We start from the raw sequence: 15384 nt of genomic DNA, 5'->3' as shown, positions 1-15384 counted from the left end.
TGTAGCGTTCCCGGTAACGTCGATAGGACGGTCGACATTCACCTGTGCGAGTCGCAAGGGGTATGAAAGATATATTTCCGGGACACTATCGCCCCTTACAAAGCGAAATCGAACAGATGTGGGCGGAAGGAACGTTCGTTTTCGATGCCAACGCATTGCTGAATCTATATCGATACACCGACGATACACGGGAAACCTTCGTTCAAACGTTGGAGGCGTTGGGGGATCGAGTCTGGATTCCTTACCAAGTTGGTTTGGAATTTTTTCAAAACAGAACTCAAGTTATGAGCGCGGCCGTTTTGGGATATGCGAAGCTGCGAGACGAACTTGGTAAAGCAAGAGCGGATTTAGGGAAGATTCTGAATGGATTTCGCCGTCACCCTGGGATCGACGTGGAAGACATTTCGAAGATATTGGATAAAACATTCTCGCAGCTGAATTCAGAGTTGGAGGCCAAGGAGGATCGACATCCAGACTGGATAACAGAGCCAGACCCGGTACTGGAGCGCTTGACTGGGATATTCTCTGGCAGGGTAGGCGAGAAGCCCGAACCCGACGAGTATAAGAGGCTTGTCGATGAAGCAAAGCGTCGCTTTGATAATTCTCAGCCGCCGGGTTTGCGCGATAAAGAAAAGGGGGGCGTTCAGCAGTACGGTGATGCGATTTTGTGGCTCGAAATATTGCAAAGAGCGCTGAATCCGAAATCTGCAATTATCTTCGTTACCGACGACGTCAAAGATGACTGGTGGCAGAGGGTTGGCGGGAAAACTATCGGCCCATTACCGGAGTTAAGGCAAGAGCTTTGGGATGTCGCGAAAGTACCTCTGCACATGTATCAATGCGATCAGTTTCTGAAGTACGCGTCAAAATTTCTGGATCGGAAATTGCCCGAATCGTCAATCGAGGAAGCAAAGGAGGTTCGGGACGAGATGCAGCGCGAGACGAGCGCGCTGAAAAAATGGTTGATTGGCGCCAATTCGAAAATAGAATATTCGGCGAACGTTCGCAATCATCAGCTCAACGACTCATTGTGGCAGTACGATTTACAATATGATGACCAGCGCCCGGCGCTCGTATCCGATTATCGCGGACCGACGTTGGCGATACAAGTAAAGAACCTTGTTGAAGAAAGGAATAGACTCAGCAAGATGTATTTGGAGTTGCCGATCGAAGAGCGGCAACTGGAGAAGGGGCTTGAGATTCGCCGCGCGATTTTCTTTGTTGATAAGGAAATCAACTTAAAAACGGGATATATTAAACCAAACTCAGAAATGTGGAATATTGTGTTCGGACCCACTCCGGAATCAAACGAACGTTAACTCAAGCATTATTTTGGGCCGGCCGAGCACTACTTGCCCAGCCTACTAACATCGCCCACATGTTAGATTTTATTTGAAGCGTATTTTGACGATAAGACTAGTCACGCTACGTCGATACTGTAGAGAGAGAAGCGCCAATCTCATCTCCCGCCCACTCGTTGAATGGCGTGAACTGAGCCTGTAGCGGCGCAATTTCGTTACGGCCGAACACACGGGCGGCCGTGTCAGCGGTGCCGAATCCGCCTGCGTTGCTCGGCACGATACCCAGCAATTGCGGCGGCACACGATGCGCAGCGAGCAAGTCGTCGCGCGTGATGTCCTTGATGCTGAAGAATTCGTCTTTCACGGCGACTTCCGACACGGGAATCAACTACATCCCGTCCTTGTTCCGACCCGGCGCATAGTAAAACAGGTTTCGGAAATTCCCCGGCCCCTTCGCACTCTTCAATGCGTCGCGCAGCGCGTCGATATCGTCCTGCCCGGCCTTGTCGTCGGTCAGGTCGAGGATGAAGCCGGCATGGCTTCCGTTCTCGTAGTAGCGTTGTCGAAACAGCGTCGAGGATTTGTTCAACATCGCCGCGTGCAACGAACCGAGATATTCCGGCACGCCATAAATCTCCTGATTCACGTCGGCTTCGATCGGGTGATGCACGGCGCCAGGGTCGAATTCGTGCACCGCCTGCCAGCCGTTCGTTTGCACGTAGGCGGTCAGTACGGGGTCGCATGTACTTCGCCGGCGGTGGCTCGTATCGCATGATGCCGCCGACACGGTTGCGCACGGGCGCCTGATAGCCGTTACCGAAAATCAGCCAGTCGAGCGCCCACCGCCGGAACGATTCACGGCTCCTCAGCCGATGCTGGATGAACGTCGACGCGAGCACATTCCGTTTCAAGTACATCGCGGACGCGTGATGCGTAACCGACGAAACGCTCGCGGCAACACAAGGCGACGGCAGCGAGTCGGGGAACGCTGCGAAGGAGCTGTTGAACGACGTCCGTCAGGTCGTGAAGGTTGCGACGACCGTCGTCGACAACGTCAAGAACCTGTCGATCAATTCGATCAAGTCGGCCGCAATCGGCGTCATCGGCAACATGGCGCCGCAGGCGGCGGCCGCCGCCGTCAAAGGTTTGTCGACGGCAACGGGGCTCGAACTGGATGCGGCGATCAAGGCGGCACGACAGGTATCGACGATGAACGGCGATTCGATCGGCAGCGTCGTGCAGTTTGTGCTTGGTAAGGTGTCGGGGGACGCATGATGGAAGCAACGACGCAGCCCGCGCGCAAGCAACCGCAGGCCGACTATCGCATCACGCTCGACGGTCGCGATATCTCGCGCATGTTCGCACCGAACCTCATCAGCCTGACGCTATCGGAGTCGCGCGCGGAAGAACCCGATGTGCTCGACCTCGTCTTGGACGATACGAAAGGGACGTTCGCCATTCCGAAGCGTGGCGCCGATATCAAGCTGTCGATCGGATGGGTCGGCGAGTCGCTGACCGACAAAGGGGCGTTCACGGTCGACGAAATCGAGCATAGCGGGGCGCCGGACGTTCTAACGATCCGCGCGAAGTCGGCTTCGATGACGAACAAGATGCACGAGCGGCGCGAGAAAAGTTGGCATGGCGTGACGATCGCCGACATCGTCGGAACGATCGCCGGGCGGCATGTGCTCAAGGTGAAGGTAGAGGCGAAGATCGGACGGATTCGGATCGCTCACATCGACCAGACGCACGAAAGCGATATGTCATTTCTCACGCGACTGGCGAAGCGTTACGACGCGGTCATGAACGTCAAGGATTCGAACTTGCTGTTCATGCCGATCGGATCAGGAAAGACCGTGAGCGGGAAGTCGCTTGCCGTGCTGAACCTGACGCGCGCGTCAGGCGATCGGCATCGGTATCACATCGCCGAGCGTGAGAGCTATCAGGCCGTGTGCGCGCACTATCATTCGAACACGAAGGGCAAGCGAAAATCTGTCGTCGTCGGCGAAGAAAACAACAAGAATGTGAAGGTGCTGCCCGAAGACTACGAGACCGAAGCGGAAGCGCGCGCGGCGGCGCAAGCGGAGTTAACGCGCGTGAAGCGCAGTCAAGCGACTATGTCTTACACGCTCGCGCTCGGCCGCGCCGATCTATTTCCCGAAATGCCCGTGACCGTGGCAGGCTTCAAACCGGATATCGACGAAACACCGTGGCTTGTGAAACAGGTCACGCACACGATTTCTGGCGATGTTGGCTTCACGTCGGCGCTTGAACTGGAGGTGCGTGACGATCCGACGACGGATCGGCATCGCTCGCATTTTCGAAAGCGGAACGGGTAGGTGTTGCTGAGGTGGACCGTGAAACGGGGGTAATATCACGCATAAACACATATTCACGGGGCTCGACGATGTTGACGACTGTTCAGTATGTTCTCACCGCCTTGGGTGGTGTTACGGCCGTGATTCTTCTAATCGCGGCGGCTTGCTGGAAGCTTGTCGACACGGGATTAACAACTTGGCTCACAAAGCGCGTTGGTAGGGGGTTGGAGCGCGACGCGGAGCGTTACAAACATGAACTTTCCCGTGATATGGAGATGTACAAAAACGAACTGGCCCGCTCGCAAGGCATGGGGCGGTTGCGAGCTGAAATGCGAAAAGTCGTAGCTGAAAAGCTGTTCGAAAGACGATTGAATGCTTATCACGATCTCTATGTGGCGATTTCAGAGATTCCGTCACATGTTTTGGCCGGAGCGATGCAGTCTGTCGAAGTTCGACCATCGCAAGCAAAGACCTACACCCGCGTTCAAGAATTCGCAAACGCGTTGACCCCCCATCAACTTTATCTACCGGGTGATTTCAAGCAAGAATATCGTGCCTTGTTAGTGAAACTTCTAAACTTTTTTGTCGGTAACAGTTGGCAAGCCAGCCCGGCACTTGCATTTGAAGATGCAAAGGTGACAGAAATTAACAAAATGGTTGCTACTCTCAATCACAAAATAGATTCATATTACAAATCACTTCCTGATGAGCTAGCGGGCGCCATTGTGCAGCAATGACGATTATCGCTTTAACGTCGGACCGATATCGACCGCATTTCTGGTTGCGAAGCGGCAAACTACATGCCTAGCCGAGAACGCCACGCCGGCAAGATCGAATACGGTCGGCCAGTGCGGCGGGCCTCATCGAAAGCAGCGACCGCCATTCCCGTGAGCACCGCCGCGTGTGGAAACACAACGGGCCTTTCGTCGGGGTCGCTCCATCCAAAATAAGTGTTCCAGGACGGGCACTCAGAAATGAAAAAGCCCGCTGGTGCGGGCTTCGTGGCGCGTTCTCGCGGCGGCTTACTTGCTGATTGCTTCTCGGTTCGTCCAGAATTCCTCAGTCTCGCCTTCGCGGCGAAGCTGGATCGCTCCGCCAAGGATCGGAACATCACCAAGGTAGACCGTCTGGCCGGCACGGAACAGCGTGCAATTGCCGGCCACGATCGCGTTGGTCGCGGCTTTCTTGAACGCGGCTTTGTCGAAAGACATGATCTTGTAGAAGCGATCTTTGGTATCGCAACCGAACCACGGCCCAGATTTGATTTGATAAGCGGTCGGCGCAGCCACTGACGCGGATTGGGTCACGAACGCCGAAACACAGACGACAGCAAACACGCCGCATGCGCGACGTACCCCGGAAAAGGTCATGGATTGTCCTTTTTGTGTTGTAAAAACGAAAGCTGAAGATTAACACAATGTTACATTTTGCTTTCTCGGCGGTGGTAGGCCGGCGGGCCGACGCCAGTCCAAAGCGGGCCACTGCGCCACATGCGTGGTAGCTCGAGAGCCAGGACACGCCATTGCGCGAGAACGGCCGCGAACGTGCCTTCGCGCTTGGCTCGCCGAATCTTGTCGACGACGTTCCAGCCGCGCACGTAGTGCGTGAAGCTGCGTTGGCATGAGAGGAAATGCGACGCGTGGACGCCGACCCATGCAAGCATCTCGTCGGGCAGAACGTCTGGGGATGCCGGGTCGAGCTCGATGTTCGCTACCACGGTCGGTTGTTCAGTCGTCGATGCGGCGCCGGCGCTGGCGGCCGGCGCATCCGTTTCACGCGCGAGCAAGCGAAGTAGCTCGATGCGATGCCACAGGATCGGCGAGCGGCCAGCAACGTAGTTCCGGACAGTGCGGGTGCAACAGCGGAGCGACTGCGCGATTCGAGCGATGGAAAGGCCGTCAGTGAGCGCGAGGAAATCCGACAGCGCGCCGTGACGGTGATCGGCGGCATTCATAAGCGTTGCGAGAAGCGAAACTGTGTAATCGATTGTAAATATGTTTACAAACAGTTTCATTCAACCTGACAGAAGTGCCCGTTTTGTTGGCGACTGAATTTAACATAATGCTGACTAGCGAAGTTTTTATGGGGTCTGGTTGATATTGGAGGACTGCAGTCAACGTCACGAACGCTGACGTCCGCGTCGCCGTCGCCGATCGCTAATTTCGCGCGCGGCCTTCGGCAGGCCGTCGCGCACACGGGCCTCGAGCTCCGCCAGCGTATGCGGTACCGGCCGAAGCTCCATCACGTCGGCCACCGCTTCAGGGGTCACAAGCAACATGTCGGATCCATCCATAAAGCATCAATTGATACCAGCGTGCGGTTCACATGGTGCCAGATACAGGGGTGCCACGGCGCGACCGAATCGAATGGCGGTCGGTCACTTCGGCTTGTGGCCGGCGAGCCCGCGCAGCGCAGCGCGTTGCGGATTCATTACTTCTGACGTGGCATAGGTGCCGCTGGCGACCTGCTGCCGCACGCCGTCGGCCATCTCGCTCGGGAGGCTGATACTCATTGCTGGGCGATGCCCGTGGTGCCTCCTACTCCATCCTCGTAACGCCGTCACGGACCGTGGTTTGCCAGGTGCGCGCCGGGCGGGCCGAAGTACAGCGCCGCGCGATACCAGCGCTGACGCCGCTTGCGAATCAGTGTGAGCAGATCGGCACACGTAGCGACGTCGGCGGCCGTGAGCCGCCCAATGAGCTGGGGTCGAACCAGCCCTCGAGCGCGTGCTCGGGCTGTGACGTCTCAACGAGACTCGTAGCCCTCCGCGCCCTGCTTCGGGTATGGAGAGCGATGCGAGCGCGGATCTCGCGCAGGGCCCCGCCGTGGACATTGTTACGTATTTAAATGCATATCCGTGTCGATGTTCAAGAATACGATGCGCTTCAACAGCGTATTAAGGTTGACTTAACAGTTATCACATTGTCGTCGCCGGATTTTTCGGGATATCGACTACCCCGACATCTGCAGCCGATCAAGATGGATTTTATAAATAATCGTTTTCCAAGCACCTTTGCCAGACTGCTTCCGCTTTTAGGACCGCCAGGCGCGAATCTCATCGTGGTGCGGGAAGTCATTCCCCTAAACGGTGCCGAATAGATTTACGCAAGCCAACAACGACATCGAAATCAGTCTTGCAAAAAAAGGGGGGCATAGATTTTCTGAAGCGCCCCGAAATTCTCCTTGCATTTCCCAAATCCTGACCAATACTGATACCACTTTAATACCAAATACATACCAAAGTAAACCAGGCTTTATCACCGGCATCCGCCATAAAGCAAAGGAGAATGCAATGCAACGTTCGATTTACCGCCTGTGCCTGCCCCTGATCGGCGCGAGCAGCCTCATCGTGGCCAGCTCTGCGGCCCATGCCCTGCCCAGCTGCAGCGCCTGGCAATCCAGCCAGATCTATAACGCGGGCGATTACGCCTTGTACAACGGCCAAACCTGGCAAGCGCAATGGTGGACGCGAGGGGAAACGCCTACAGCCAGCCAAGGGGCCGTTTGGCAGCAGCGCGCCGCCAACTCATGCGCGCCTGTCAGCGGCGGCGGCTCAGGCGGCGGCTCAGGCAGCGGCGTGCCGCCGGAACCCACGCCCACCGTGGGCTACAACGTGGGCTCTTATTTCACCCAATGGGGCATTTATCAGCGCCAGTACTTTGTGAAAAACCTGATGGCCAGCGGTGGCGATAAAAAACTCACCGTGCTCAACTACGCTTTTGGCAATGTCTACGCCAACGGCCAGTGCGGCATGGTCACGGTCGCGGAAAGCGGCAATGGCGATGGCGGCGACGCCTGGGCGGATTACCAGCGCGCCGTCTCCGCGGCGGAGTCCGTGGACGGCCAGGCAGACAGCTGGGACACCCCACTACGCGGCAACTTCAACCAACTGCGTAAGCTGAAACTGACAAATCCGCAGCTCAAGGTGCTGATCTCCCTGGGCGGCTGGACCTGGTCCAAGAACTTCTCCACCGTAGCCGCCAGCGACGCCAGCCGCCAGGCGCTGGTTTCCTCCTGCATCAACCTCTACATCAAGGGCAACCTGCCGCAACAAGAAAACGCTGGGGGACAGGGTGTGGCGCTGGGCGTGTTTGACGGCTTTGACATCGACTGGGAATACCCGGTGGCCGGTGGCCTGCCCACCAATCATTACAGCGCGGCGGACAAGCAAAACTTCACCCTGCTGCTGGCGGAGTTCCGCCGTCAGCTGGATGCGCTGGGACAGCAGAACAAGCGTCGCTATTACCTTTCCGCCGCGCTGAGCGCCGGAGTGGACAAAATCCGCAATACCGAACCGAGCAACTACGGCGCTTACCTGGACTGGGCCAATGTGATGTCTTATGACTTCCATGGCGGCTGGGAAGCGCAAGGCCCCACCAACTTCCAGTCCAACCTCTACCCGGATCCGGCCAATCCGGCCCAGAACGACGCCAAGTTCTATGATATCGACGACGCGGTGAATGCCCTGGTCAGTGCTGGACTGGCCCGCAACCGCATCAATGTGGGCATCCCCTTCTATGGCCGCGGCTGGACCGGCGTGGCCGCCGGCCCTTATGGCAATGGCCTGTATCAAAGCGCCACCGGCCCCGCGCCCGGCACTTACGAGGCCGGTTACGAGGACTATCGTGTGCTGGGGGGCCGCGCAGGCGCGCGTTATGTGCATCCCGTCACCAAGCAGCTGTGGAGCTATGACGGCACGCAGTTCTGGAGTTATGACACACCGGATGTGATCCGCACCAAGCTGGGCTATGTCAAAGCCCAGCAACTGGGCGGCGTGTTCAGTTGGTCATTGGATGGCGACGATATGCAAGGCTCACTGCTGTCCACCATGGGCGAGTTGCGCAGCGCCACCGCCGCCACCAAGCCCACCGGGGTGGCGCCGAACCGTTAATGCTAGCAAGGCATTTTTAGCTGGAGTCCAGCATGCCGGTCCGCGTGCCCAATCCCTCGCTCAAGGTACGCGGACTTTTAACGACGCACCGGCATTGTCACGTTTGCGTAGGATAACGACATGAAAACGACCTCGTTCTATCGTGGACGCCGGTTTCCTGCGGCCACCATTGCTCAGGCCGTGCGGTGGTATTTCCGCTTCCAGCTCAGCCTGCGCGATGTCGAAGAATTGCTGTTCGAGCGCGGTGTCGTGGTGAGCTGCGAAACGATCAGGCGCTGATGCGACAAATTTGGCGGGCCCAACGGGTTCATTGCGTTTCTGCGCCATCGAGGATAGAGGTGGCCTCGCAAATTCGGACAGCCAGATAAGTGGATCGGCCGGGGCCTGAGCCAGCGATAATGCTGGCAAAGGAACCGAGGAAATGACGAAGAGAACCCGACGCACGCACTCAGCGGCGTTCAAAGCGAAGGTGGCGCTGGCAGCGGTCAAGGGCGAGCGCACGCTGGCCGAGCTGGCGCAGCAGTTCGATGTGCACCCGAACCAGATTACCGAATGGAAGCGGCAATCGCAGGAGCGTGCGGCGGACGTGTTTGGCGCGGCATCAAGTACGAAGAGATTTACCTGCGGGCCTACGAGTCGGTCAGCCATGCCCGGCACTCCATCGGCGACTACATCGAGTTGTACGACCGGAAAAGGCCCCATTCGAGCCTGGCGGATCAGACGCCGGATGAGGCATACTTCGCGACACTGCCTGCGATCAAATCGGCAGCATGATTGCCTCGGCCGCTCCACTTAAAAATCTCAGAAAACTGTCCGAACGAGTGAGGCCATCTCTCGACCGTCGAGCTGACCAACGCACTGGAGCAGGAGAAGTCCACCGGCAAACAAGGCCAGATCGCCCATAAGCTGATGTACGTCGACCTGGTGATCCTCGACGAACTGGGCTACCTGCCGTTCAGCCAGACCGGTGGCGCATTGCTGTTCCACTTGCTCTCGAAGCTGTATGAACACACGAGTGTCGCGATCACCACCAACCTCAGCTTCGGCGAGTGGGCGACCGTGTTCGGGGACGCAAGGATGACGACGGCGCTGCTGGACCGCGTCACCCATCACTGCCACATCGTCGAAACGGGCAATGAATCCTGGCGCTTCAAGTCCAGTTCTGCCAAGGCGAAGGCAACGAGAAAGAGAGCAGCAAAAGCAACAGGCAGTGAGGAGCTATCCACATCGGAATAGATGGACTACGCTGTCTCGGGGTGGGTCAGATTCAGATGAATACGGTGGGTCACGATTCGGTGGAAATCAACAGAGACGGAACAGCTTCTAAAATATTTCGGAGATAAAGCAGGCAGCGGCATTCGTGACCGCCGCCTGCAGTACTACCCTCCGCTGTCGATTTATCGGCATAGCCACGAGTTCTGCTCTGATGGTATGCCTTGCCTACAAATTGACGAACAAGCCAGAATGCCCGAGCTGCCTATTGACGCCCCAAAGTTAGTCGATCCTTAGGAGCTTTTCCCGGAAGTGCGGGCGTCGTTGCTCAGCGTAGAAGTATATATTCGTCTGCAGCTTGATCACTTCTTCGTCCGACAACATTCGCACCACCTTAGCGGGCGAACCGAGAATCAGCGCACGATCCGGAAATTCCTTGCCAGATGTCACGATTGCGCCCGCACCAACCAGAGACTGACGTCCAATCCTGGCTCCGTCCAGGACTACGGCCTGGATGCCAATCAGAGAGCCTCCACCGATTGAGCAACCATGCAGTACGGCTTGATGACCGACCGTGATGTGCGAATCAAGCTTCAACGGGAATCCCTTCTCGGTGTGTAGCACGGCGCCGTCCTGGATGTTGCACCCTTCTCCGATGCTGAGCGGCTCGGTATCGCCGCGCAGTACAGCACCGAACCACACGCTCGAATGGGCTGCCAAGTGGACATTGCCGATGACCGCTGCCGTGTCCGCGACAAATACACTGTCGTGAATCGTGGGTGTGCGATCGCTGAGTCGATAGATGGCCATTTCGTCCTCAACACGTCATTGGTGAGCCAGCTTCTGCGATCCCACCGCACCGATCGGCATGCTCAGCATATCCCGTACCTGCGCGGAGGTTTGTACAGCAATGCCCTTTGCATGGAGCGCCTCGCGCAACATTCGGACCTGTTCCCACGTGCCTCGAGCTTTCCGTACGCCACCTGGGGCGCGGCTGTCATATACGTTCAAGCCGTCCTCGAGCCCAACTCGAACCCCATCGAGCCCCAAGCTGAGTGCCACATCGGCCAGCATCACCTGCATCGGCCCGGGCAAGAGGATTGAAATCTTGCCCGTCGGGAAAATATTTCTAAGTCTCTCGACTACCGGTTGCAACTGTTCGGCCGCGATCGAAACGGCCCGCTCCCTGTGGGCGAGGTCGCCGATCGACAAGAGTTTGCCGATTTCTTGGCGACAGGCAGGCTCGATCAGCGAGTCGTCCTCCACTTCTCCGGTAATGGGGTCGCGACGGTACTGATCCACGCCTGCCACCAGCATGAATAGGACCGGCTTGCCCGCGGCATCGAGGTGCTCTCGGTACAATGTCGTCGCGTTGTCAACGATCGTGTGGTTGAATACCTCAACTTCCGGGCGGGTACCGGTACGCCAAAAATGCGTGAACTGTGCGGCCAGGAAATCTGGCGCATTATCGTAACCACCACCACCCTGAAAGATAACCGCCGCTGGGCTGAGCGACGCCATTTCCGGAACATCCGCGTCGCCGTACGATTTCAAATGTGCGCGGCGCAAATCACTGCGAGCACTTTGGCGATCACCGCGTACACTCGTTGACAAATTCAAAATTGCCGATGCGTCACGCGCCTTGACTGCAGGCACGATTTGGTCGTAATGCTCCAGCACGATCTGATTGCGTTGCGAACCCACCGTGATCTGGCCGAGTCCGGGAATCTCGATTTGTCGACGGTCAGCGAGTTCGCGTGTATGCAGGTGAACGACTGCCGCACCTTCTTCCAACGATCGTATGGATTCCTCAATAATATCCATCGGAGAAATTGGCAGAAATGGCGAACGCGCCTTACCCGGTTGCCAGTATCCGGCCCCGCAGACCTGCCAGCCACATCCCTCCATTTTTCTCAACAAGGGCTGACAATTTTCGCGGATTGAATCGATTAAAGCAGGAGGGAAATAGCTATGAAGCTTTGCATGCTCCCAAATGAGATCGCCTCGTTCTGAGACCACCCAGCCATACGTGGTCAATTGCAAGACGATTTGTCGCACCAATGGCATCGACTTAACATCCATCAGCCATTCGCGTGGCAACGTCGTTGCTTCGGCAGCGGAAGTCTGCGGAGCATGCCACGCTTGATCCCGACGCAGCCATCCTTCCGATTCCAACGTCTGTCTGGCAGTGCCCGCATCGGCATGTTGCTCGAGCCAACTATCTGCGATGAAACTGTCGTGTCCGCGTGTAAGCAGCATCCCTCCGTGCGGAACAGCCTCCCAGCCATCAGCCTGCAATTGCGCAAGAATGCGGGCCGACTCCGAACCATCGATCAATTGGAGCAAATAGGACGGAATAAAGGTTGGCTCCAATGGATTGATCCATTTTGGAACGGCCCCGATCGGCGCAGCGGTAATGTACATTGAAGTCATGAATATCCTCCAGAGAATTGGACATTAATGCTTGTAGCGGGTACCACAGGCCAAATTCTACGCGACATAATTTTTAATGCAAGTAAACTGAAAGCATTTCATCATGCTGATGAAAGAATTTGGGCTTAAGCGGAATTTTCGTAAATAATCTCGACATCTGTTTCGAGAATATGAAATTTTCACCCTATCCGTTGCAGTAATTTCTCGAATTTTTTGGCGGATTATCAGATGAGTACGTGGCGCACGTGATTTTTGATAATATAAATTTGTTGAAATTGCATCAAATCCGCGACTCGACGCGCTCATTTCCATATTCGCGCGTGTGGCCGCATGATGTGAGAGCTTGTGGAACTCCGTGAGGACCATTTGATCAACCTCACGATCGAGCATTGCGACTACGAACTGGAGAGAGTCCGCGTATTGAGAAAAAGTGTCGACAATGTCAGGCGAGTCTACTTTTTATTTAACATCAGAATACAAACCAAATGCAGGCGAAAAATTACCCACAAGAGAAAGGCAAGAACTGATTCGCAGAGCGTCCGTCTTCTGAATTAGGCCAGATATTGACCTGCTCGGAGATGCCTGCGGAAATTTTCTGTCGATACTCGGGATATAGGTTTTTTCGTAGCGTTCGCTGTCGCCGGAGGTGACCTGCCCTGGAGTTTTCGGACCAACTGAAACTTGAGAGAATGGCTTCCAACGGATACGGCTACCGTCGAATCCAGATTTTTCTGGAGCGGCAGGGTCACCCGATGAGCGCGGACCGGGCGTGGCGGCTATGGCGTCTTGCCGGCTTGCAGGTCCCGCGCAAGCGACCTCGCAGGCGTGTGGCGGTTCGCCGTCCCCGGCCACAGCCGGTGACGCATTCGAGTCTGGCATACCTGACGCCCGACGAGTTCAAGCAGCAGTATTGTTCAACTGAAGCAACCGAGGCCGTTCCCCAAGCTTGAAATGGCCTGAGGAAATCAGGCAGGTCACCCCGCCTTTCTCTGCAGCGCGCATGACGATGCGTGAACTGCACACGTCCCGTTTTTCTACGACATACATCCACGCGGCCTCATGTTTAACTCATGCCCAGCCGGGTCGGGTGCATTCCGAATCCTGGCGGCACCATGAATTTCCATGAGGCGAATCAATGCTTCCGCGACTTCTCGCGTGCGGCCTCGCAGCCTGCGTACAGCGCTAACGAACCGGCTATGGAAACGGCCTGTCGCCTGGCGCATCGCGAAGCCGCGCCGGGTGTTCAAGCCCGATTCCCGCCAGGTGAAGATGGCCGACGCATCACCATGAAAACAATGACCGGACCTTTAGTCGTGAACAACGCCGAACCCGTGAATGCCTGCAGCGCGATCTCCGGCAGCCCGGCAGCAAGTGCGCCGATCGAGTACCCGCACACATGCGTCTGATCTGTTTCCCTTACGCGGGCGGCTCGGCCGCCGTCTATCGTGGCCTGCAACCGCTATTGCCCGGGATCGAGGTGCACCGTCATGAGCTTGCCGGCCGAGGCAGCCGCCTGTCCGAGCCAGCCGTGCGGGATATGGCAACGCTGATCGACGCGTTGCTGGACGACCTGGGCAGTTGCTTCGATCGTCCCTTCGCACTGCTCGGCCACAGCATGGGCGCGGCGATTGCCGTCGAGCTGGCGCTGCGGCTTCCCGCCCATGCGCGACCGAACCTCCGGCATCTGTTCGTGAGCGCGCGCGCTGCACCGGGCAAGGAGCGCCCCGTTCGACGGATGCAGGCGCTGGACGACCGCGCGTTCATCGACGCGCTGCACGAAATGGGCGGTACACCGAAGGCGGTGCTGGACAACCGCGAAATGATGGCGTTGATGATGCCGGCGCTGCGTGCGGATTTCACGATGATCGAAAACTACCGGGCCGTGCCCGGACGCAGGCTGGCAGTCGACATCACCGCGTTCGCGGGCGTGGCGGATGAACAGGTCCCTGCCGATTCCGTTTCAGGCTGGGATGCCGCGACGACCGGGCGCTGCGAATTTCATGTCATCAACGGCGATCACTTCTTTATCCGGAGCGAAATGCGGGCGATGGCCGACATCATTGCGACGTGCCTGCGGCGCGCGGATCACGTTGCACCGAACGCCCTGCAAGCATGACGGGCATCGCACACGTCGGGATCCGCATCGCGCGATCGGCGTGCCGTGCCGTGATCGTCGAAGTGAAGCGCCTCGCGGTCCCGGCGAACGTGCCCGGGGGCAGATCGCCACTTACCTACGCGTCAAACCTGGAGTGCAATTGTGCAACGTAATCGAAAGCGGATCCTTGTAACCGGTGGCGCGGGTTTCCTCGGTTCGCATCTGTGCGAGCGCCTGGTCGAACTCGGTCATGACGTCTTGTGCGTCGACAACTATTTCACCGGCACCAAGCAGAACGTGGCCGCGCTGCTCGGCAACCCGAGCTTCGAGGCGCTGCGCCACGACGTGACCTTTCCGCTGTACGTGGAGGTGGACGAGATCTACAACCTCGCCTGTCCGGCATCGCCGATCCACTATCAGTTCGATCCCGTGCAGACCACCAAGACCAGCGTGATGGGCGCGATCAACATGCTGGGGCTCGCGAAGCGCACGCACGCACGCGTGCTGCAAACTTCCACGAGCGAAGTGTACGGCGACCCCGACGTGCATCCGCAACCGGAGACGTACCGGGGCAACGTCAACCCGCTCGGGCCGCGTGCGTGCTATGACGAAGGAAAACGGTGCGCGGAGACCCTGTTCTTCGACTATCACCGCCAGCAAAACGTGCAAATCAAGGTGGTACGGATCTTCAACACGTACGGGCCGCGCATGCATCCCAACGACGGTCGCGTCGTATCCAACTTCATCGTGCAGGCGCTGCGCGGCGAGGACATCACGCTGTATGGCGACGGCAGCCAGACCCGCGCGTTCTGCTATGTCGACGACATGGTCGGCGGCCTGATCCGGATGATGGGCACGCCCACGGACATCACCGGCCCGATCAATCTCGGCAATCCGCATGAGATCGCGGTCAGTGAACTCGCGCAGATCATCTTGCGCCTGACGGGCTCGAAGTCGCGAATCGTATTCCGGCCGCTGCCGAAGGACGATCCGACGCAACGTTGTCCGGATATCAACCTCGCACGCACCCACCTCGACTGGAAGCCGACGATCGGGCTCGAAGTGGGGCTGCGTCGAACCATCGACTATTTCCGCTCGACCGTGCCTGCCTGACGCCACGCCGGTGTCCCGCTT

16 protein-coding genes and 5 pseudogenes are annotated in these 15384 nt (G+C 57.5%); 13 read left to right on the top strand and 8 right to left on the bottom strand.

All coding sequences use genetic code 11. The features are described 5' to 3' along the window. Window positions 1-62: 62 nt before the first annotated feature. Window positions 63-1319: a PIN domain-containing protein gene (locus H3H55_RS35150; protein WP_193102765.1), complete on the top strand. Its 1257-nt coding sequence runs from the start codon at window positions 63-65 to the stop codon at window positions 1317-1319. A gap of 106 nt (window positions 1320-1425) precedes the next feature. Here the strand turns inward: H3H55_RS35150 and H3H55_RS35145 are convergent. Next, window positions 1426-2242, bottom strand: a pseudogene (locus H3H55_RS35145) (phage portal protein); the annotation flags it as partial. Window positions 2243-2303: 61 nt separating this feature from the next. On the opposite strand from H3H55_RS35145, the gene H3H55_RS35140 reads away from it, so the two are divergent. The 3 genes from H3H55_RS35140 (at window position 2304) to H3H55_RS35130 (ending at window position 4356) form a co-directional block, all read left to right on the top strand. Further along, complete coding sequence (locus H3H55_RS35140; RefSeq protein WP_193102764.1) at window positions 2304-2576, top strand: hypothetical protein; 273 nt, start codon at window positions 2304-2306, stop codon at window positions 2574-2576. After that, window positions 2573-3640, top strand: a complete 1068-nt coding sequence (locus H3H55_RS35135) for a phage late control D family protein (protein ID WP_193102763.1) — start codon at window positions 2573-2575, stop codon at window positions 3638-3640. The genes H3H55_RS35140 and H3H55_RS35135 overlap by 4 nt, the downstream gene beginning before the upstream one ends. A gap of 68 nt (window positions 3641-3708) precedes the next feature. Further along, a complete protein-coding gene (locus tag H3H55_RS35130; RefSeq protein WP_193102762.1) occupies window positions 3709-4356 on the top strand; it encodes a hypothetical protein in 648 nt (215 codons plus the stop codon). A gap of 285 nt (window positions 4357-4641) precedes the next feature. On the opposite strand, the gene H3H55_RS35125 is transcribed toward H3H55_RS35130, so the two are convergent. The 5 genes from H3H55_RS35125 to H3H55_RS37815 all read right to left on the bottom strand — a co-directional run bounded on the left by H3H55_RS35125 (window position 4642) and on the right by H3H55_RS37815 (window position 6334). Beyond that, window positions 4642-4989, bottom strand: a complete 348-nt coding sequence (locus H3H55_RS35125; RefSeq protein ID WP_193102761.1) for a hypothetical protein — start codon at window positions 4987-4989, stop codon at window positions 4642-4644. Window positions 4990-5039: 50 nt separating this feature from the next. Beyond that, a complete protein-coding gene (locus tag H3H55_RS35120) occupies window positions 5040-5573 on the bottom strand; it encodes an IS21 family transposase (protein WP_193102760.1) in 534 nt (177 codons plus the stop codon). A gap of 165 nt (window positions 5574-5738) precedes the next feature. Continuing rightward, entirely contained in the window at window positions 5739-5897 is a 159-nt protein-coding gene (locus tag H3H55_RS35115) for a hypothetical protein (RefSeq protein WP_164992130.1), read from the bottom strand. Window positions 5898-5996: 99 nt separating this feature from the next. After that, window positions 5997-6131, bottom strand: a complete 135-nt coding sequence (locus H3H55_RS37615) for a type II toxin-antitoxin system ParD family antitoxin (protein WP_256249986.1) — start codon at window positions 6129-6131, stop codon at window positions 5997-5999. A gap of 47 nt (window positions 6132-6178) precedes the next feature. Then, window positions 6179-6334: a phage integrase family protein gene (locus tag H3H55_RS37815; RefSeq protein WP_193103120.1), complete on the bottom strand. Its 156-nt coding sequence runs from the start codon at window positions 6332-6334 to the stop codon at window positions 6179-6181. 577 nt (window positions 6335-6911) lie between these two features. On the opposite strand from H3H55_RS37815, the gene H3H55_RS35105 reads away from it, so the two are divergent. From H3H55_RS35105 to H3H55_RS35085, 5 genes and pseudogenes are all read left to right on the top strand, one after another. Beyond that, complete coding sequence (locus tag H3H55_RS35105; RefSeq protein ID WP_193102759.1) at window positions 6912-8510, top strand: glycosyl hydrolase family 18 protein; 1599 nt, start codon at window positions 6912-6914, stop codon at window positions 8508-8510. A gap of 120 nt (window positions 8511-8630) precedes the next feature. Continuing rightward, window positions 8631-8786 (top strand): annotated as a pseudogene (locus H3H55_RS35100) (IS6 family transposase); the annotation flags it as partial. 145 nt (window positions 8787-8931) lie between these two features. After that, a pseudogene (locus H3H55_RS35095) lies at window positions 8932-9105 on the top strand (transposase); the annotation flags it as partial. After that, entirely contained in the window at window positions 9063-9284 is a 222-nt protein-coding gene (locus H3H55_RS35090) for an integrase core domain-containing protein (protein ID WP_193102758.1), read from the top strand. The pseudogene H3H55_RS35095 and the gene H3H55_RS35090, both read left to right, overlap by 43 nt. 60 nt (window positions 9285-9344) lie before the next feature. Then, window positions 9345-9746: pseudogene (locus H3H55_RS35085) on the top strand (ATP-binding protein); the annotation flags it as partial. A gap of 258 nt (window positions 9747-10004) precedes the next feature. On the opposite strand, the gene H3H55_RS35080 reads toward H3H55_RS35085, so the two are convergent. Further along, window positions 10005-10532, bottom strand: a complete 528-nt coding sequence (locus H3H55_RS35080; RefSeq protein WP_193102757.1) for a gamma carbonic anhydrase family protein — start codon at window positions 10530-10532, stop codon at window positions 10005-10007. 15 nt (window positions 10533-10547) lie between these two features. Next, a complete protein-coding gene (locus H3H55_RS35075; RefSeq protein WP_193102756.1) occupies window positions 10548-12155 on the bottom strand; it encodes a 3-keto-5-aminohexanoate cleavage protein in 1608 nt (535 codons plus the stop codon). Between the two features lie 704 nt (window positions 12156-12859). Here H3H55_RS35075 and H3H55_RS35070 point away from each other — a divergent pair. From H3H55_RS35070 to H3H55_RS35055, 4 genes and pseudogenes are all read left to right on the top strand, one after another. Further along, a pseudogene (locus tag H3H55_RS35070) lies at window positions 12860-13018 on the top strand (IS3 family transposase); the annotation flags it as partial. Between the two features lie 249 nt (window positions 13019-13267). Further along, entirely contained in the window at window positions 13268-13561 is a 294-nt protein-coding gene (locus tag H3H55_RS35065; RefSeq protein ID WP_193102755.1) for a hypothetical protein, read from the top strand. Beyond that, window positions 13552-14271 (top strand): thioesterase II family protein, encoded by a 720-nt coding sequence (locus H3H55_RS35060; protein WP_193102754.1) that lies wholly within the window; start codon window positions 13552-13554, stop codon window positions 14269-14271. The genes H3H55_RS35065 and H3H55_RS35060 overlap by 10 nt, the downstream gene beginning before the upstream one ends. A 141-nt stretch (window positions 14272-14412) precedes the next feature. Beyond that, window positions 14413-15363, top strand: a complete 951-nt coding sequence (locus tag H3H55_RS35055) for a UDP-glucuronic acid decarboxylase family protein (protein WP_193102753.1) — start codon at window positions 14413-14415, stop codon at window positions 15361-15363. Window positions 15364-15384 lie beyond the last annotated feature (21 nt).

Origin of the sequence: Burkholderia sp. Z1, from assembly GCF_014893795.1 — a bacterium.
GTDB classification, from domain to species: domain Bacteria; phylum Pseudomonadota; class Gammaproteobacteria; order Burkholderiales; family Burkholderiaceae; genus Burkholderia; species Burkholderia theae.
This window is presented reverse-complemented; position numbering and strand designations above follow the sequence as displayed.